16 protein-coding genes are annotated in these 16529 nt (G+C 72.1%); 2 read left to right on the top strand and 14 right to left on the bottom strand.

What is annotated here, in order from left to right; genetic code table 11:
• Positions 1-51: 51 nt before the first annotated feature.
• From gcvPA to H030_RS0117575, 4 genes are read right to left on the bottom strand one after another with little or no spacing between them, the layout of a single operon-like run.
• Complete coding sequence (gene gcvPA, locus H030_RS0117590) at positions 52-1419, bottom strand: aminomethyl-transferring glycine dehydrogenase subunit GcvPA (RefSeq protein ID WP_231398469.1); 1368 nt, start codon at positions 1417-1419, stop codon at positions 52-54.
• 39 nt (positions 1420-1458) lie between these two features.
• A complete protein-coding gene (gcvH, locus tag H030_RS0117585; protein ID WP_027007075.1) occupies positions 1459-1845 on the bottom strand; it encodes a glycine cleavage system protein GcvH in 387 nt (128 codons plus the stop codon).
• 11 nt (positions 1846-1856) lie between these two features.
• Positions 1857-2930 carry a glycine cleavage system aminomethyltransferase GcvT gene (gene gcvT, locus H030_RS0117580; protein ID WP_035127890.1) on the bottom strand — a complete coding sequence of 358 codons (1074 nt, stop codon included), beginning with the start codon at positions 2928-2930 and terminating at the stop codon, positions 1857-1859.
• A 53-nt stretch (positions 2931-2983) separates the two neighbouring features.
• Positions 2984-3481 (bottom strand): ferritin, encoded by a 498-nt coding sequence (locus H030_RS0117575; protein ID WP_027007073.1) that lies wholly within the window; start codon positions 3479-3481, stop codon positions 2984-2986.
• A 111-nt stretch (positions 3482-3592) separates the two neighbouring features.
• Between H030_RS0117575 and H030_RS39185 the strand changes: the two genes are divergently transcribed.
• Complete coding sequence (locus H030_RS39185) at positions 3593-3826, top strand: hypothetical protein (RefSeq protein ID WP_155892118.1); 234 nt, start codon at positions 3593-3595, stop codon at positions 3824-3826.
• A 46-nt stretch (positions 3827-3872) separates the two neighbouring features.
• On the opposite strand, the gene H030_RS40485 is transcribed toward H030_RS39185, so the two are convergent.
• The 7 genes from H030_RS40485 to murD all read right to left on the bottom strand — a co-directional run bounded on the left by H030_RS40485 (position 3873) and on the right by murD (position 11283).
• On the bottom strand, positions 3873-3998 hold the full coding sequence (locus H030_RS40485; RefSeq protein ID WP_269208533.1) for a hypothetical protein: 126 nt from the start codon (positions 3996-3998) through the stop codon (positions 3873-3875).
• A 216-nt stretch (positions 3999-4214) separates the two neighbouring features.
• Positions 4215-5291: a cell division protein FtsZ gene (gene ftsZ, locus H030_RS0117555; protein ID WP_027007072.1), complete on the bottom strand. Its 1077-nt coding sequence runs from the start codon at positions 5289-5291 to the stop codon at positions 4215-4217.
• A gap of 205 nt (positions 5292-5496) precedes the next feature.
• Positions 5497-6324 carry a cell division protein FtsQ/DivIB gene (locus H030_RS0117550; RefSeq protein WP_027007071.1) on the bottom strand — a complete coding sequence of 276 codons (828 nt, stop codon included), beginning with the start codon at positions 6322-6324 and terminating at the stop codon, positions 5497-5499.
• A 60-nt stretch (positions 6325-6384) separates the two neighbouring features.
• On the bottom strand, positions 6385-7695 hold the full coding sequence (gene murC / locus H030_RS0117545; RefSeq protein WP_027007070.1) for a UDP-N-acetylmuramate--L-alanine ligase: 1311 nt from the start codon (positions 7693-7695) through the stop codon (positions 6385-6387).
• Complete coding sequence (locus H030_RS0117540; protein WP_231398468.1) at positions 7692-8723, bottom strand: UDP-N-acetylglucosamine--N-acetylmuramyl-(pentapeptide) pyrophosphoryl-undecaprenol N-acetylglucosamine transferase; 1032 nt, start codon at positions 8721-8723, stop codon at positions 7692-7694. The genes murC and H030_RS0117540 overlap by 4 nt, the downstream gene beginning before the upstream one ends.
• Positions 8686-9933, bottom strand: coding sequence for a putative lipid II flippase FtsW (ftsW, locus tag H030_RS33095; protein ID WP_051223006.1), 1248 nt, complete (start codon positions 9931-9933; stop codon positions 8686-8688). Before ftsW ends, H030_RS0117540 begins: the two co-directional genes overlap by 38 nt.
• 6 nt (positions 9934-9939) lie before the next feature.
• Entirely contained in the window at positions 9940-11283 is a 1344-nt protein-coding gene (gene murD, locus H030_RS33090; protein ID WP_051223004.1) for a UDP-N-acetylmuramoyl-L-alanine--D-glutamate ligase, read from the bottom strand.
• Between the two features lie 78 nt (positions 11284-11361).
• Here murD and H030_RS0117525 point away from each other — a divergent pair, with 78 nt between their 5' ends.
• Positions 11362-12816, top strand: a complete 1455-nt coding sequence (locus H030_RS0117525; RefSeq protein ID WP_051223002.1) for a metallophosphoesterase family protein — start codon at positions 11362-11364, stop codon at positions 12814-12816.
• Here the strand turns inward: H030_RS0117525 and mraY are convergent.
• The 3 genes from mraY to H030_RS0117510 are packed head-to-tail and all read right to left on the bottom strand — an operon-like array spanning position 12813 to position 16499.
• Positions 12813-13757 carry a phospho-N-acetylmuramoyl-pentapeptide-transferase gene (mraY, locus tag H030_RS0117520; RefSeq protein WP_231398467.1) on the bottom strand — a complete coding sequence of 315 codons (945 nt, stop codon included), beginning with the start codon at positions 13755-13757 and terminating at the stop codon, positions 12813-12815. The two genes, H030_RS0117525 and mraY, sit on opposite strands and share 4 nt — an antisense overlap.
• 26 nt (positions 13758-13783) lie before the next feature.
• Positions 13784-15079, bottom strand: coding sequence for a UDP-N-acetylmuramoyl-tripeptide--D-alanyl-D-alanine ligase (locus H030_RS0117515; protein ID WP_027007066.1), 1296 nt, complete (start codon positions 15077-15079; stop codon positions 13784-13786).
• Positions 15060-16499: a UDP-N-acetylmuramoyl-L-alanyl-D-glutamate--2,6-diaminopimelate ligase gene (locus H030_RS0117510; RefSeq protein ID WP_027007065.1), complete on the bottom strand. Its 1440-nt coding sequence runs from the start codon at positions 16497-16499 to the stop codon at positions 15060-15062. Before H030_RS0117510 ends, H030_RS0117515 begins: the two co-directional genes overlap by 20 nt.
• Between the last annotated feature and the right edge of the window lie 30 nt (positions 16500-16529).

Here is a 16529-nt window from a genome sequence, read left to right as displayed (position 1 = left end):
GCGCCTCGATCCCCGGATCGCCGTGCAGCTTGTTGTCGTTGATCGGCTGGTTCATGCCGACGCCCCCACGGTCGCGCCACGCTCGGCCGCCACGGCGGCGCCGAGCACCTCGACGAGGCGGTCGATGTCGGCCTTCGAGCGCTGCTCGGTCAAGGCCACCAACAACCCGTCCGGGAACTCGTCGTACTCCCGCCCGAGCGCGTAGCCCGGGTTGACGCCCGCGTCCTGGCAGCGGCGGATCACCGCGGCGACGTCCACACCCTCGAGCGACACCGCGAACTCGCGGACGACCGGCTGCTCGTGCAACGCGGCCACGCCGTCCAGCGCCACCAGCTGCTCCCGCGCGTAGTGCGTGCGCTGCAGCAGCAGCTCGCCCAGCTCGACGAGCCCCTGGCGGCCCAGCCACGACAGGTACACGACACCGGCGAGCGCGTTCAACGCCTGAGCGGTGCAGATGTTCGACGTGGCCTTCTCGCGCCGGATGTGCTGCTCGCGCGTCTGCAGCGTCAGCACGAACCCGCGGCGGCCGTCGGCGTCGACGGTCTCCCCCGCGATGCGGCCCGGCATCCGGCGCAGGTACGCCTCGGTCGCGGCGAAGAAGCCGAACGACGGCCCGCCGAAGTCGAGGCGGTTGCCGAGCGCCTGGCCCTCACCGACACATACATCTACGCCGCATTCGCCCGGCGGCTTCAAGATGCCCAGCGGGATCGGGTCGTACTGGCCGACCACGACCGCCGGCGAGTCCTTCGCGGCAGCGCTCAGCGCCGCCGCGTCCTCGACCGCGCCGAGGAAGTTCGGCTGCTGGAAGAACACCGCGCCGGTGTCGCCGTCGATCGCCGCGGCCCACGCCTCGTGATCGGTGACGCCGTCCTTCAGCGGCACCTCGACGACCTCCGCGCCGAAGCCGTGCGCGTAGGTCGCCAGCGTCTCGCGCGAATGCGGGTGCAGCCCGCGCGACACCACGAACTTCGGCTTGCCGTTGGCGAGCCGCGCGAGGTAGCCGGCGCTCGCCACCGCCGACGGCCCCTCGTAGACCGACGCGTTCGAGACCGGCAGCCCCGTTAACTCGGAGATCGCCGTCTGGTACTCGAACATCGCCTGGAGGTTGCCCTGCGAGACCTCCGGCTGGTAGGGCGTGTAGGGCGTCAGGAACTCCGACCGCCCGAGCAGCATGTCGATGACCGCCGGGACGTAGTGGTCGTACATCCCGGCGCCGAGGAACGTGATCTCGTCCTCGGCGGAGACGTTCCTCGCAGCGAGGTCGCGCAGGTGGGCGTACACCTCCTGCTCGGGCAGGCCCGCGGGCAGGTCCAGCGGGCGCCCCAGCCGCACGTCGGCGGGGATCTGGCGGTCGAACAGCTCCTGGATGGAGCTGACGCCGATCGCGGAGAGCATCTCCGCCAGATCGGCGTCGGTCACAGCGGTGTACTGCGTCAAGAGCGTCCTTCGGTGTGGGGCTTAGGAGAGCGTGGCCTCGTAGGCGGCGGCGTCGAGCAGGTCGCCGGTCTGGCTCTCTTCGGAGAGCCTGACCTTGACCATCCAGCCGTCGCCGTACGGGTCGTTGTTGATGTTCTCGGGGGTGTCGCCGAGGCCCGGGTTGACCTCGATGATCTCGCCGCTCAGCGGCGCGACCACGTCGGACACGGCCTTGACGGACTCCACCTCGGCGTAGGACTCGCCGGCGGTGACCGTCGAGCCGACCTGCGGCGGGTCGAAGAACACGACCTCGCCCAGGGCGTCCTGGGCGTACCAGGTGATCCCGAAGACGGCGGTGTCGCCGTCGATGCGGGCCCAGTCGTGCTCGGCGTGGTAGAGAAGCTCTGTGGGGTAGGACGCGTCGGCCATGGCGCGGCAGCCTACTTCTTGTAGAGGGGCTTCCTCGCGACGACGGCGCGGCGGACCTTGCCGCGGACGTCGATCTCGAGCTCGGTTCCAACCTCGGCACGCTCTGCGGGTACGTAGGCCATGCCGATGCCGATCTCCAGCGACGGCGACATCGTGCCCGACGTCACCTCGCCCCCGCCGACGACCGGGTTGCCCTGGCGGGCGATCCCCGACTCCATCGTGAAGGCCACCAACTTCTCGGACGGACCGGCGTCGCGGACGGCGCGCACCGCGTCGGACCCGATGAAGCCGGTGTCCTCCTTGACGGCCCAGCCGAGGCCGGCCTCGATCGGCCCGCGCTCCTCCATCAGGTCGTTGCCGTAGAGGTGGTAGCCGACCTCCAGGCGCAGCGTGTCGCGCGCGGCCAGGCCGGCCGGGACCGCGCCCCGGCGCACGACCTCGTCCCAGATCATCGGCGCGTCGGCCGGGTCGAGCAGCAGCTCGACCCCGTCCTCGCCGGTGTAGCCGGTGCCGCAGACCAGGACCTTCTGGCCGCGCAGCATCTTGTGGCGGCACGTGAAGCGGTCGGGCAGCGGGCTGTCGCTGATCGCGCCGACGATCTCGCGCGCCTGCGGGCCCTGGACGGCGAGCATCGCGTAGTTGGCGGCGACGTCGGTGACCTCGACGTCGAAGCCCTCCGCCTGCTTGGCGAACCACGCGAAGTCCTTCTCGTGGTTGGACGCGTTGGTGACCGTCAGGAAGTCGGTCGCGCCGAGGCGGTAGGTGAAGAGGTCGTCGAGCACGCCGCCGTCCTCGCGGCAGAGCACGCTGTACTGCGCGCCGCCGGTCTGGAGCTTCGTGACGTCGTTGCTGAGGATGTGCTGCAGGAACGCCTCGGCGTCCGGGCCGGACGTCGCGATCTCGCCCATGTGCGAGACGTCGAAGACGCCCGCGGTCGCGCGCGTCGCGAGGTGCTCCTGCTTGACGCCTTCGTACTGGACGGGCATCTCCCAGCCCGCGAACGGGACCAGCTTCGCGCCCGCGGCGACGTGCCGGTCATACAGCGGGGTGCGCTTCAGCGCGGTGTCTGGGGTTGCGGCGGCCACGCGGCGAGGCTAGCAAGCAGCCCCGCCGACTCAGCGGCGGCGGCGCGGTGGCGCTAGTCCTTGTGGGCGCCCGGCGTCTCGCGCGCCAGCCACTCCTCGAGCAGCAGCGGCACCGACGCGGTGCGCTCGGCGACCGTCAGGAGGTCCGACATCGAGGACTCCTCCTCGGTCTGCTCCTCCAGGAACCAGTCGAGGAACTGCTCGGAGCGGTAGTCGTTGGTCTCGCGCGCGATCCCGACGAGCTCGGAGATCGAGACCGTCACCGACCTCTCCTGCTCCAGCGCCAGCTTGATCGGCTCGATGTGGTCGCCGAACTTCGTCTTGGGCTGGTCGACGCCGGTCATGTTCACGGCCGAGTCGGTGTCGAGCAGGTAGTTGATCATCTTGAGCGCGTGCTCGCGCTCCTCGTCGGCCTGCTTGTAGAAGAACGCGGCGAGCTGCGGCCAGGTCTCGTCCGCGTAGTACGCGGCGATGGCCGTGTACTGATGGGCGGCCGCGAACTCCTTGGAGATCTGGGCGTTCAGGGCGTCGACGAAGCGCTCGGAAGGCATGGCCGGGGACCCTACCCACCCCGACCAAGATAATCAACAACTTAGGGCCGCCGAAATTCGTGTTAGGGCGCCCTCGTTAGGTCGCCCTACAGCTGCTACATTTCGCGGCGCATGCCGTCCAAGAGCTGCTGCCGCTCCTGCCCCCGCTGCAACGACTGCCCCGTGCTGGTCGCTGCCCGGGCGCGCGCGGCACGGCGCGAGGAGACCACCAACCTGGTGGCCACGCTCGTCGAGGACGTCTTCGTCGGCGGCCGCTTCTCCCGCACGCTCCCGGACTCGGTGACGCGCACGCTGGAGTCGCTGGACGCCGCGCGCCAGGGCCTCACGGCCTCCGCCACGGCGTAGAGACGACGGACGACGCGGCGCGGCAACGCGCGCGCCGCCGGCGGGACTAGTTGTCCTGCGTGACCTTCGTCGGGTACGGGCGGACGAGGAAGTCCGTCAGGAGCTCGTCGCGGGAATCCTCGGTGCTCAGTTCGAGCTGGGCGAGGAGCTCGGCGAGCTCATCCGTGGTCATGTCTTGCATTGGCGTCTGCGTCCTTGCCGGGGTGACGAAGGTGGAACGGGAGTGTCCCCTTAAGTGTCGTCACTTCCTGCTGTCGGCGCTATCCCCGGTTCTTGGGATTCTGCCGTCCGCATGAAGACCGATTCCTGGTCTTTGGAGGGGTTCGGACGCGCGAAAGAGCTCAGCGGGTCCGGTTCCGGACCCGCTGAGCCACCCCTGCCGCTCCCCCTATCGGAGGAACGGAGGGATGTCGATCTCGTCGTCGCGGATCTCGAGCGACTCGCGCTCGACCCGCGGAGAGCGGTCCTGGCGACGCGCGGTCTGGCGCGTCTCCTCACGGGCCTGGCGCGGCCGCGCGCGGCCGTGGTCGAACCCGGTGGCGATGACGGTCACGCGGACCTCGTCGCCGAGCGACTCGTCGATGACCGAGCCGAAGATGATGTTCGCGTCGGAGTCCGCCGCGCCCTGGACGATCTCGGCCGCCTCGTTGACCTCGAACAGGCCGATGTCCGGCCCGCCCGTGATGTTCAGCAGGATGCCCGTCGCGCCCTCGACCGACTGCTCCAGCAGCGGGCTCGAGATGGCGGTCTTGGCGGCGTCGGCCGCGCGGGTCTCCCCGCCGGACTGGCCGATGCCCATGAGCGCCGAGCCGGCGTTCTCCATGATCGTGCGGACGTCGGCGAAGTCGAGGTTGATGAGCCCCGGGATCGTGATCAGGTCCGTGATGCCCTGGACGCCCTGGCGCAGGACGTTGTCGGCCTCGCGGAACGCCTCGAGGATCGTCGTGCGCCGCTCGACGAGCGCCAGCAGCTTCTCGTTCGGGATCACGATCAGCGTGTCGACGACCTCGCGGAGGCGCTGGATGCCCTCCTCGGCCGACCGCATGCGCCGCGTGCCCTCGAACTCGAACGGCTTGGTGACGACGCCCACGGTGAGCGCCCCGATCTCGTTCTTGGCGATCTCCGCGATGACGGGGGCCGCACCGGTGCCGGTGCCACCGCCCTCGCCCGCGGTGACGAACACCATGTCGGCGCCCTTCAGCGCCTCCTTGATGTCGTCCCGCGACTCGGCCGCGGCGCCGAAGCCCACGTCCGGGTTCGCGCCGGCGCCGAGGCCCTTGGTGAGCTCGTGGCCGATGTTCAGCTTGATGTCGGCGTCGCACATGGCGAGCGCCTGCGCGTCGGTGTTCGCCGCAACGAACTCGACGCCGCGCAGGCCCGCGTCGACCATGCGGTTGACCGCATTGGTCCCGCCGCCGCCGACGCCGACGACCTTGATGACTGCGAGGTAGCTGCCGCTTTCCATGTGCTTGAAGTTCCTGTCCGACCCTCTAGGTAGCGTCGAGAGTTCTCGCGCTCTTTGCGCGCCCTCGGCCGATGCACGGTACGCATCGGCAATCGCGTGTGTCAACGCGGAGTCTAGAGCGCAATCTTGCTTGCAGTTTGAAGAAGTCTCGACTTGGGCTTGAGCCTTAGGGCGTTTCGAAGGCTCAGGCTGAGGTTGAGGTTGGCTATGGCGTGACCGGCGCCGTCGTCTGCGGCGACACCGTGGTTGACGTGGGATCCGCCGAGTTCACGGCTTCCGGATCGCGTTGCGTCGTCGGGTCCTCCAGGCCCCCGGCGGCAGGCCGCTCGGGGTAGCGGAGGTCGAGGTAGGTGGCGCCCGCGGACTGCCCGGAGGACAGCACCGCGGCGGCCGCGGCCCACTTGGCGTCGAGGCGATCGGCGCCGCCGAAGCGCAGGTCCGGGCCGTTGCGAAGTTCGAGGGTGAGGCCGCCGTCGCGCGTCGTGGACGCGCGCGTGACCCGGGCGCGGAGCGCCTCGGGCGCCGCGGCGAGCGCCGCGATCGCGTGGCGGGCGGTGGCGTCGGCGACGGTCGCGCCGGTCGGCGCGACCTTCAGCGGGACGATCGGCAGGTCGCTCTGGGAGGCCCCGCGGATGATCTTGCCGTCGGCGCTGACGGGCGTCCTGGACCCGTTGACGGAGATCGCCGCGACCGGCGTGTTCTCGACGACGTCGATCTTCAGGCCGTGCGGGAAGTCGGTGGAGACCCGGACGTCCTTGACGACCGGGTAGGGCTCGGTGACCGCGCGCAGCTGGTCGCCGCGGACGTGCAGCGTGGTCATGTCGCGCGCCGCGGCCTCGAGCTGGCTGCTGATCTTCGCGGCCTGCGGGCCGGTGAGCCCGGTGACCGTGACCCTGTTGACGGCGACGAGCGAGGAGTCGCGCAGCCACAGCCCGCCCGCGATCACGAGGGCGAGGAGGGCGACGGCCCAGACGACGGCGCGCGAAGGGCGCGGCAGCGTGCGGGCCCGCGGCATGGCGGCGGCGCGGTGCATCCGGTCCGAAGTTCGCCGCGGGGCAGCGGGGACCTTCCTCGTCGTCAGGAAGGCGACGACCTATGTGCCGGCGACGAGCGCGCGGCCGAGCTTGTCGACGTCCCCGGCGCCCATGACCAGGACGAGGTCGCCGGCGCGCAGGCGGGGCGCCAGGACGGTCTCGGCGGTCGTGAGCGTCGGGAGCCAGAAGACGGGACGGCCGGCGCCGTGGTCGGCGGCGGACTCGGCGATCAGCCTGCCGGTGATGCCGGAGAAGTCCTCTTGCCGCTCGCGGGCGGGATAGACGTCGAGGGCGACCGCGACGTCGGCCTGCGCCAGCGCCGCGCCGAACTCGCGGTGGAACTCGGAGGTGCGCGAGAAGAGGTGGGGCTGGAAGACGGCGACGAGGCGCTTGGGCTGCAGCGAGCGCGCGGCGGCGATCGTCGCGGCGACCTCGGTCGGGTGGTGGGCGTAGTCGTCGACGACCTCGGCTCCGGACGCGGTCGTGCCGAGGCGCTCGAAGCGCCGCCCCGCGCCCGCGAAGCTGGCCAGCGCGGCGACGGCTTGGTCCAGGTCGGCGGCCTCGGCGACCGCGATCGCCTCCAGCGCCGCGGCGGCGTTGCGCGCGTTGTGCTCGCCGGGGACCTGCAGGACGACCTCGCGCCCGCGCCAGGTGAAGCGCGAGCCGCCGGCTTCGAGTTGTAGGTCTTGCGGGCTGAACGTGTGGTCACCCGCGCGCGCGAGCTCCGGCGCGACGACCCGGCGGGGCGCGTGCTGGCGGAACTCGTCGAACGCGGCGTGCAGGCCCGCGAGCGAGCCGCCGTAGGTCGCGTGGTGGTCGAGCTCGATGTTCAGGACGACCGCGACGTCGACGTCGAGCGCGAGCATCGAGCGGTCCGACTCGTCGGCCTCGACGACGAGCCAGTCGCCGTCGCCCCAGTCGGCGTTCTCGCCGGTCGTGCGCAGCGCGCCGCCGATCAGGTAGCCCGGCGACGCGCCGGCGCCGAGCAGCGCGTGGGCGACCATCGAGGTCGTCGTCGTCTTGCCGTGCGCGCCCGCGACCGCGATGACCTGCTTGAGCGACGTCAGCTCGCGCAGCAGCTCGGCGCGCGGCTGGGCGCGCGCGACGCGCTCCGGGTTGTCGGCCGGGATCGCGGTCGAGACGAAGACGTCGGCCTCCGCCGGGACGTTGGCCGCGTCGTGGCCGACGTGGACCGTGACGCCGAGCGCCCGCAGCCTGTCGAGGTTCGGCGACTCCGCGCGGTCGGAGCCCGAGACGGTCGCGCCCAGCTGCACCGCCACCCGCGCCCAGCCGGACATGCCGGCGCCGCCGACGCCGACGAGGTGGACCTTCCGGCCCGCCCAGGGACGTTCGCCGGCGGAGCCGCTCACGCCCGCGCCTTCGCAGCGGCAGCGGCGAGCACCTCGTTCGCGATGTCGCGCGCCGCGTCGGGGCGCGCGAGGGCGCGGGAGGCCTGCGCCATCGCGGAGAGCTTCGCGGGGTCCTGGAGCAGCGCGCCGACCACGTCGTCGAGCTTCTGCGGCGTGACGTCCTCGTCGCGGATCACGACCGCGGCCCCGGCGTCGGTCATCCACCTCGCGTTGGCGGTCTGGTGGTCGGCGGCGGCGTGCGGGTACGGGACCAGCACCGCGGGCAGGCCGGCCGCGGCGACCTCGAAGATCGAGCCGCCCGCCCGCGCCAGCGTCAGGTCGGCGGCGGCCAGCGCCGGGCCGAAGGGCGAGATGTACTCGCGCAGGTCGTAGTTCCTCGGCGGCGGCGAGCCGAGTCGCTCGCGCAGCACCTCGTAGTCGCGCCTGCCGCACGCGTGCAGGACCCGGAACGGGGCATCGCGGAACGCGTCGACCGACGCCTCGTTGATCGACCTCGCACCGAGCGAGCCGCCGAAGACGAGCACGCACGTGTCCCCCGCGCCCAGCCCGAACTGCGCGCGCGCCGCGGCCCGGTCCGCGAACGGCGGCGGCACCGGCCGGCCGGTCACCAGGTACTTCGCCGGGTCCTCGCGGCCCTCCAGCGGGAACGCCAGGCACACGCGCTTCGCGCGCCCCGCCAGCAGCTTGTTGGTCAGCCCGAGGTGCGAGTCGGCCTCGGTCAGCACCAGCGGGATCCTGCCCGCCGCGGCTGCCGCGCCGACCGGCCCGGCGACGTAGCCGCCGCCGCCCATCACGGCGTCCGGCCGGACGTCGCGGAGGATCTTCTGCGCCGCGCGCACCGCGTAGGCCGCCTTGATCACCCCGCGCGCCGCCTTCAGCGGGTTCGTGCGCGACAGGCCCTCGACCGCGATCGGCCGCAGCTCGTAGCCGGCCTCCGGCACCAGCGTCTTCTCGGCGCGCTCTCCGCCGACGAAGACGACCCGCGCGCCGTCAGCCCGCAGCGCGTCTGCGACCGCCAGCGCCGGCACGACGTGCCCCGCCGTGCCGCCCGCCGCGATGAGGACTGTTGGACCTGTTCCGGGAGCTGCTGCCATCTCTCCGAGACCCTGCCACATCCGGGACCACGCGCAGCTTCACGTTCCCGCCCGCCGCGACGTTGAGTAGGACGCCCATGCCCGCGAGCAACACGATGAGGTTGGTCGACCCGTAGGAGATGAACGGCAGCGGCACGCCGGTCAGCGGCGCGAGGCCGAGCACCGTGAACATGTTCAACATCGCCTGCGAGAGGAACAGCGAGGTGATCCCCGCCGCGAGCAGCTTGGCGTAGTTGCCCCTCGCGTTCTTGGCGACGCGCAGGCCCGCGTAGGCGACCAACCCGTACAGGAACAGGATCGCCCAGATCCCGATGACGCCGAGCTCCTCGCCGATGATCGCGAGGATGAAGTCCGTGTGGGCCTCGGGCAGGAACAGGTTCTTCTGCAGCGACTGCCCCAGGCCGCGGCCGTGCAGCCCGCCCGAGCCGAGCGCGATCTGGCCCTGGACCGCCTGGAAGCCCTCGTCGCCCGCGTGCGCCCACGGGTCCATGAACGACATCAGGCGGTCGCGCCGGTAGGGCTCGGCGAGCGCGAACAGCAGGACGAGCACGGCGCCGACGGCGATCCCGATCAGCAGCCAGCGGATCGGCATCCCCGCGGCGACGAGGATCGCGCACATCGTGAAGCTGATGACCAGCGCGGTCCCGAGGTCCGGCTGCGAGGCGATCAGCAGCACCGCGCTGCCCGCGACCATCCCGAGCGGCGCCAGGAACTGCGGGCGCGTCAGGACCTTCGGGCGCTCGGCGAGCAGCTTGGCCGCGTAGAGGACGAGCGCGAGCTTCATCAGCTCCGACGGCTGGAAGACGAGCGGCCCGGCGCCGAGCCAGCGCGTCGCGCCGTTGACGCTGACGCCCAGCGGCGTCTTGACGAGCACGAGGCAGACGAACGAGCCGAGCAGCAGCGGCTGCGTGATCTTGAGGATGACGTCGAGCCCGCGGCGCGCGATCAGCTGCATCAGGCCGAACCCGATCGCGCCGTAGATCACGTACTTGACCATGAACGACGTGCCGTCCCCCTGCCCGGAGAGCAGGGAGCGCGAGGACGAGGCGGAGAACACCATCACCGAACCCACGGCCAGGAGGCAGAGGGTGGCGGTGATCAAGATGCTGTGCTCGATCGGGTGGGGATGGCGGCGGCGAGCCATCAGGCCCTACATTCGCGCCGCCTCCCGAAAAGCCTCCCCGCGCTCCTCGAAGTTCTTGTACTGGTCGTAGGAGGCGCAGGCGGGCGACAGCAGGATGACGTCGCCGGGCCGGGCGTTGGCGCGCGCCTGCGCGACCGCGGCGTCGAGCGTGCCGCAGTCGTGGAGAGGCGCGGCGCCTTGAAGTGCTTCATGAAGGCGCGGCGCCTCGGCGCCGATCAGGTACGCCCCGCCACCGTTGGCGCAGTGCTGCTGCACGGCCGGGCGCAGCGGTGCGAAGTCCTCGTCCTTGCCGCTGCCGCCGAGGATCACGTGGACCGGCTGGCCCTCGAACGACGCGAGCCCGACGAGCGCCGCGGGCACGTTGGTGGCCTTGGAGTCGTTGATGTAGGTGATGCCGTCGCGCTCGGCGACCTCCTCCAGGCGGTGGGGCACGCCGGCGAAGGTCCTGAGGCCGTTGCGGACCGCGTCCGGGTCCAGGCCGCGCGCCAGCGCGACCGCCGCGGCGGCCATCGCGTTGCGGACGTTGTGCGGGCCGCGCAGCGCGAGCTCCTCGGTGCGCAGCAACGGCGTGTTGTCCCACCACAAGGTGCCGGCGCGCAGCGACAGCTCGGCCTCGGGCGAGTCGCCGGTCAGGACGCGGCGCGCGCAGCCGCCGAGGTCGACCACGCCGAGGTCCTCGGGCGCGACCGCGATGTCGTCGTTGCCCTGGTTGCCGAAGACCTTCAACTTGGCCCGGTGGTATGCCTCGACGGTGCCGTGGCGGTCGAGGTGGTCGCGCTCCAGGTTCAGGATCACCGCCGCCTCGGGCGCGAAGGCGACCGTGTCCTCCAGCTGGAACGAGGAGCACTCGCAGACCACGACCGCTCGGGGATCGTGTTGTTCAGGATGTAGGGCGAGCGACGAGTAGGCGGTCCCGACGTTGCCGACGACCGCGACCGGCACGCCGGCCTCGCGGTGCAGGTGGCCGAGCAGCTCGGTCGTCGTCGTCTTGCCGTTGGTCCCGGTGACCGCGATCACCTCGTTGGGCGTGCAGCGCCAGGCCAGCTCCAGCTCGCCGATCACGGGGATGCCGCGCCCGCGCGCGGCCTGGATCACCGGCGCGGTCTGCGGGACGCCGGGCGACTTGACCACGCAGCGGACGCGCTCCAGCAGCGCGACGCCGTCGACCCCGGCGTGCAGCTCGACCTCGGGCGGCAGCAGCGCGGTGGCGCCCAGCCGCTCGGCCGGCGAGCGGTCGGTCGCGATCACCTCCTCCCCGCGCGCATGCAGCAGCGCGGCGGCGGCCTGGCCCGAGCGGGCGAGGCCGACGACGAGGAACGGGCCAGGGGGAAGCGGCGGGCGCGGCGTCATCGTGAGTCCCGCACGCTACCGATGGTCGCGCAACGCTCCGACGCTTGGCTCGCCCCCGATTGGGCAGCACCACGCGGAGTGGCCCGACTCCGCCGGACCATCGCCCTCCTCCTCGTCGCCCTCGCCGCCCTGACCGGGACGGTCGGCGCGCTTGCCCTGGTCACCCAGGAGAAGACGCTGTCGGTCGGGACGATCGACGTCGGCGTGTCGCCGTTGCACCACGGCGCGCTCGACGTCTACGTGCCGCTGGTCGACTGGGGCGCGCGCTTCGCGGGCGTCCGGGCGCCGGCACGGCTGACGATCGAGGTCCGGGCGGTCAACCGCGGCGCGGCCGAGACGCTCGCGCGCGGCCACGAGCTGGACGTCAACAACGTCAAGGCCGAGGCGACCGACGCGATCACCTCGGCGCTCAGGCGCCTGTTGTTGATCGCCCTGGTCGCGGGGATCGTGCTCGGCGTCCTGGTCGGCGCGGCGCTGAAGGGCGTCGGGCAGGGCACGCGGCTGCGCTGGTCGATCCTCACGGCGGTCGTCACGTCGCTGGCCGCAGTCATCGCCACCGCGGTCCTGATCGCGCCGCGCGGCCGGATCGCCGACCCCACGTACTACGCCCACGGCCCGGACCTCCCGCGCGCGCTCGACGCGCTGCAGTCGCTGAAGCGGTCGCAGACCGCGCTGGACCAGGACATCAACGGCCAGCTCGTCGGCCTCGCGCGCCTCGTCGTCTCCCCGGGCGCGCAGCCCGAGCTGAGCGGGCGCCCGCGGTTCGTCCTGGCGAGCGACCTCCACAACAACGTGCTCGCGCTCCCGGCGCTGCAGCGCGCGACGCGCGGGCTGCCGCTGATCTTCGACGGCGACCTGACCGACAAGGGCACGCCGCTGGAGTCGTCGCTGATCGCGCGCGTCGCGAAGATGGGGTCGCCGACGGTCGTCGTCGGCGGCAACCACGACTCCGACACGTTGTTGAAGGACTTGGCCGCGGACGGCGCGATCGTCCTGACCCAGTTCGGCCGGCTGAAGCCCGACGGCTCGCACGGGCCGGTGGTCGTCAAGGTCGGCGGGCTGCGGATGGCGGGCTTCACCGACCCGTTCCTGCGCCGCGCGGGCCAGGACTACGAGGACAAGTACAGGGTCGGGTTGACCAACGCGGCGGTCGAGGAGTTTCGGCGCTGGTTCGAGACGGTGGAGTCGAGGGTCGACGTCGTGGTCGTTCACGAGCCGCAGGTCGCGGCGGGCGTCCTGGAGGACCTGCGCCGCGACCCGCCCGACCACCCGATCACGATCCTCGACGCCCACACGCACAGGCTGTTCCTGCAGGCCGACCCGAATCTGCTGGAGATCAACGGCGGCACGATCGGCGCGGGCGGCACCGGCAACCTGACCGACAACGCCGACTACACGCTGGCGATCGTCACCTACCGGCTGCAGCCGACGCCGCTGCCGCTGGCCGTCGACCAGGTGACGATCGACCCGGGCGACGGCAACGCGTCGGCGCGGCGCGTCCGGGTCGACAAGCAGCTGCGGGCGAAGCCCTAGGCGATCGACTGCTGGTAGATCGTGAAGGCGGAGGCCGCGCAGATCGCGGCGATGATCCAGAAGCGCAGGATGATCTTCGTCTCCGACCACCCCAAGATCTCGAAGTGATGGTGGATCGGCGCCATCAGGAACACGCGCTTGCGGAACGTCTGGAAGCTGAAGACCTGGATCAGGACGCTCAGCGCCTCGACCACGAAGATGCCGCCCGCGAGGACGAGGATCTCCTCGGTCTTGGTCATCACGGCCAGGCCCGCGATCGCCCCACCTAACCCGAGCGACCCCGTGTCCCCCATGAAGATCGTCGCCGGGAACGCGTTGAACCACAGGAACCCGACGCACGCGCCGACCAGGCAGCCCGCGAGCAGCGACAGGTCGTGCTGGCCGGCGGTGATGAACGTGATCCCGATGTAGGCCAGGATCACGATCGCGGTGCATCCGGCGGCGAGGCCGTCGAGGCCATCGGTCAGGTTGACCGCGTTGGTCGTGCCGGCGACCACCAGGTAGATGAAGAACGGGTAGAACGCGCCGAGGTCGACGGTCGCGTCGATCGTGCGCAGCCGCAGCGTCGCGGGCAGGTCGGCCTTCTGCGTGGCGATGTACCACAACATGATGCTGATGGCGACCTGGCCGCCGAGCTTCGCCTTGCCGCTCAGGCCCAGCGAGCGCCGGCGGATGATCTTCGTGAAGTCGTCGGCGAAGCCGATCAGCGCCGACAGCACCGCCGCGAGGTAGACGCCGACCGAGCGCCAGTCGTAGTCGCTCAGCAGCAGGAACGGCACGCTGATCGCCGTGAAGATGATGATGCCGCCCATCGTGGGCGTCCCGGCCTTCTCGTGGTGGCCTTCCGGCCCCTCCTCGCGGATGTTCTGGCCGAACTCGCGGCGGCGCAGGTACGAGATGAACTTCGGGCTCAGGAAGATGCAGATGAGCAGGGACGCCATCCCTGCGATCAGGACCTCGCCCACCGCTACGCCGCCAGGTCCTTGGCGACGACTTCCAGGCCGACGCCACGCGAGGCCTTGACGAGGACGGTGTCGCCCTCGGCGAGGCGCGGCTTCAGCGCGGCGGCGACGTCGGCGGCGCGCTCGACCTGCAGCGTCTCGCCCCCGAACGCCGGCCCCATCGCGGCGGCCAGCGGGCCGACCGTGACGAGCAGGTCCACGCCGGCGGCGCGCGCGTGGGCGCCGACCTCCTCGTGGAAGCGGACCTCGTCCGGGCCCAGCTCCAGCATGTCTCCGAGCACGGCCAAGCGGCGTCCGGGAGCGGACGCGGCAAGGTCGTCGAGGGCGGCGCGCATCGACATCGGGTTGGCGTTGTAGCAGTCGTCGATGACGGCGACGCCTCCGGGCAGCTCCCGGCGCTGCCCGCGCAGCTCGCTCAGCGCGACCTCCAGGCGGCCGGTCGGCTCGACCCCGACGGCGCGCGCGGCGGCCAGCGCGGCCAGGGCGTTGAGGCGCATGTGGGCGCTGTCGAAGCCGATGTCGAGGCCGTCCGGAAGTGCGTCGAGATCGCCCTTCGGGCCGAAGGTCACCGTCCTGACGCCCTCGGGCAGCTGCTCGAGGTGCGTCGTGAGCAGCGGCTCGCCCGCCGGGACGATCGCGGTGCCGCCCTCCGGGAGGTGCTCGATCAGCTCGGACTTGGTGGCGGCGATCGCCTCGATCGTCCCGAGCAGCTCCAGGTGGACCGGCCCGACGTTGACGATCACGCCGACGTCGGGCTCGGCGATCCGGGCCAGCTCGGCGATCTGCCCGGCGCCGCGCATCGCCATCTCGAGGACCAGCACCTCGGTGCCGGCGGGCGCGCCGAGGATCGTCAGCGGCAGGCCGATCTCGGTGTTGAGGTTCAGCGGCGTGGCGACGACGCGGCGCTGCTGGTCGACCATCGCGGCGGTCAGGTCCTTCGTGGAGGTCTTGCCGGTCGAGCCGGTGATCCCGATGACCTGCGCGCCGAGCTCGTGGCGCCAGGCGTTGGCGAGGTCCTGCAGCGCGCGCAGCGGATCCAGCGCGACGAGGATCGCGCCGTCGAAGCTGTCGATGCCGCTCCAGCCCTCGCCGACCAGGACGCCCCAGGCGCCGGCGGCCAGGACGTCGGCGGCGAAGCGCCCGCCGTCCACGCGCTCGCCGGGCAGGCCGACGAACAGGTCGCCGCGGCCGGCGTGGCGCGAGTCGATGACCGCGCGGGTCGGGCCCTCGGTCGCGGTGCCGGGCTCGACGAGGCGCGCGCCTGCGGCCTCGGCGATCCGGTCAGCGCTCCAGCCGCGCACCGAGCGCCTCCCGTGCGACGTCGCGGTCGTCGAACGGGTGCTTCTCGCCGTTCACTTCCTGGTAGGTCTCGTGCCCCTTGCCCGCGATGACGACGACGTCGCCGGTCCGGGCGGCGCCGATCGCGTGCTCGATCGCGGCGCGGCGGTCGGTGATCCGGATCGCGCCGTCGCCCGCGCCCTCGGCGACCATGTCGATGATCGTCTCCGGGTCCTCGCTGCGCGGGTTGTCGGAGGTCAGCACGACCAGGTCGGCGCCCTCGGCGGCGGCGCGGCCCATGACGGCGCGCTTGGAGGTGTCGCGGTCGCCGCCCGCGCCGACGACGACGATCACGCGCCCGTCACCGCGCTCGCGCGCAAGGTCGCGTGCCGTCTCCAGCACGTTGCGGACCGCCTCGGGCTTGTGCGCGTAGTCGACGATCACGGCGAAGTCCTGTCCGGCGGCGACCGGCTCGAAGCGCCCCGGGACGCCCGGGACCTGCGGCAGCGCCGCGGCGATCGTCGCGTCGTCCACGCCCAGCGCGCGCGCCGCGGCGACCGCGACCAGTGCGTTGAGCACGTTGAAGCGCCCGGGCAGCGGCGCGCGCAGCTCGAGGTCGCCGACGCGGAAGTCGGTGTGGGTGAAGCCAGGCCGGAGGTCGGTCGCGCGCACCTGCGCGTCCTCGGCGTCGATGCCGATCGTGACCGTGCCCGGGAACTCGCGCGCCAGGCGCGCGCCGTAGGGGTCGTCGGCGCAGGCGATCAGCGTCGCGCCCTGCGCGGAGGCGACCTCGAACAGCCTGCGCTTGGCGAGGAAGTAGTCCTCCATGTCGCTGTGGAAGTCCAGGTGGTCCTGCGAGAGGTTCGTGAACGCGGCGACGTCCCAGTCGATCCCGTCGGCGCGGTGCAGGCTGAGGGCGTGCGACGAGACCTCCATGACGCACGCCGCGTCGGGCGGGTGGGCCTCGGTCATCGCGCGGAACCGGCGCTGGAGGTCGATCGCCTCCGGCGTCGTCCGGACCACGTCCTCCTCGACGCCGCCGATCCACGCGGTGACGGTCCCGATCAGGCCGGTCTGCCTGCCGGCGGCCTCCAGCAGCGCGCGCGTGAGCCAGGTCGTGGTCGTCTTGCCCGACGTGCCGGTCACGCCGACCATCGCGAGTGCGGCCGTCGGGTCGCCGTTGAAGCGCTTGGCGGCGGGCGCCATCGCGGCGCGCACGTCGTCGACGAGGACCTCCGGGAGGCCCAGGTTCAGCGGGTGGTCGACGACCAGCGCGACCGCGCCGTTGGCGAGCGCGTCCGGCGCGTACTTGTGGCCGTCGGTGGTCATCCCGCGCACGCAGAAGAACAGCGCGCCGGGCCGGACCGCGCGCGCGTCGAACGCGAGCGAGGTGACGTCCACCGGCGGCAGCGTGCGGTCCCCGAAGAGGTCGCCCAAGAGCATCGCGGCGACCATAGCGCGCACCCGGTTCCC

Source organism: Conexibacter woesei Iso977N (genome assembly GCF_000424625.1).
In the GTDB taxonomy this organism is placed as follows: Bacteria; Actinomycetota; Thermoleophilia; order Solirubrobacterales; family Solirubrobacteraceae; genus Baekduia; species Baekduia woesei_A.
The sequence above is the reverse complement of the archived record's forward strand: the minus strand, read 5'-3'. Positions and strand labels throughout refer to the sequence as shown.

What these genes read in the sequence shown, in the direction of transcription:
- H030_RS40485 (WP_269208533.1), bottom strand. Translation starts at nt 3,998, where the DNA reads ATGACCACGGATGAGCTCGCCGAGCTCCTCGCCCAGCTCGAACTGAGC.
- H030_RS39185 (WP_155892118.1), top strand. Translation starts at nt 3,593, where the DNA reads ATGCCGTCCAAGAGCTGCTGCCGCTCCTGCCCCCGCTGCAACGACTGC.
- H030_RS0117510 (WP_027007065.1), bottom strand. Translation starts at nt 16,499, where the DNA reads ATGCTCTTGGGCGACCTCTTCGGGGACCGCACGCTGCCGCCGGTGGAC.
- mraY (WP_231398467.1), bottom strand. Translation starts at nt 13,757, where the DNA reads ATGGCGTCCCTGCTCATCTGCATCTTCCTGAGCCCGAAGTTCATCTCG.
- ftsZ (WP_027007072.1), bottom strand. Translation starts at nt 5,291, where the DNA reads ATGGAAAGCGGCAGCTACCTCGCAGTCATCAAGGTCGTCGGCGTCGGC.
- gcvH (WP_027007075.1), bottom strand. Translation starts at nt 1,845, where the DNA reads ATGGCCGACGCGTCCTACCCCACAGAGCTTCTCTACCACGCCGAGCAC.
- H030_RS0117550 (WP_027007071.1), bottom strand. Translation starts at nt 6,324, where the DNA reads ATGCACCGCGCCGCCGCCATGCCGCGGGCCCGCACGCTGCCGCGCCCT.
- ftsW (WP_051223006.1), bottom strand. Translation starts at nt 9,933, where the DNA reads ATGGCTCGCCGCCGCCATCCCCACCCGATCGAGCACAGCATCTTGATC.
- H030_RS0117575 (WP_027007073.1), bottom strand. Translation starts at nt 3,481, where the DNA reads ATGCCTTCCGAGCGCTTCGTCGACGCCCTGAACGCCCAGATCTCCAAG.
- murD (WP_051223004.1), bottom strand. Translation starts at nt 11,283, where the DNA reads ATGACGCCGCGCCCGCCGCTTCCCCCTGGCCCGTTCCTCGTCGTCGGC.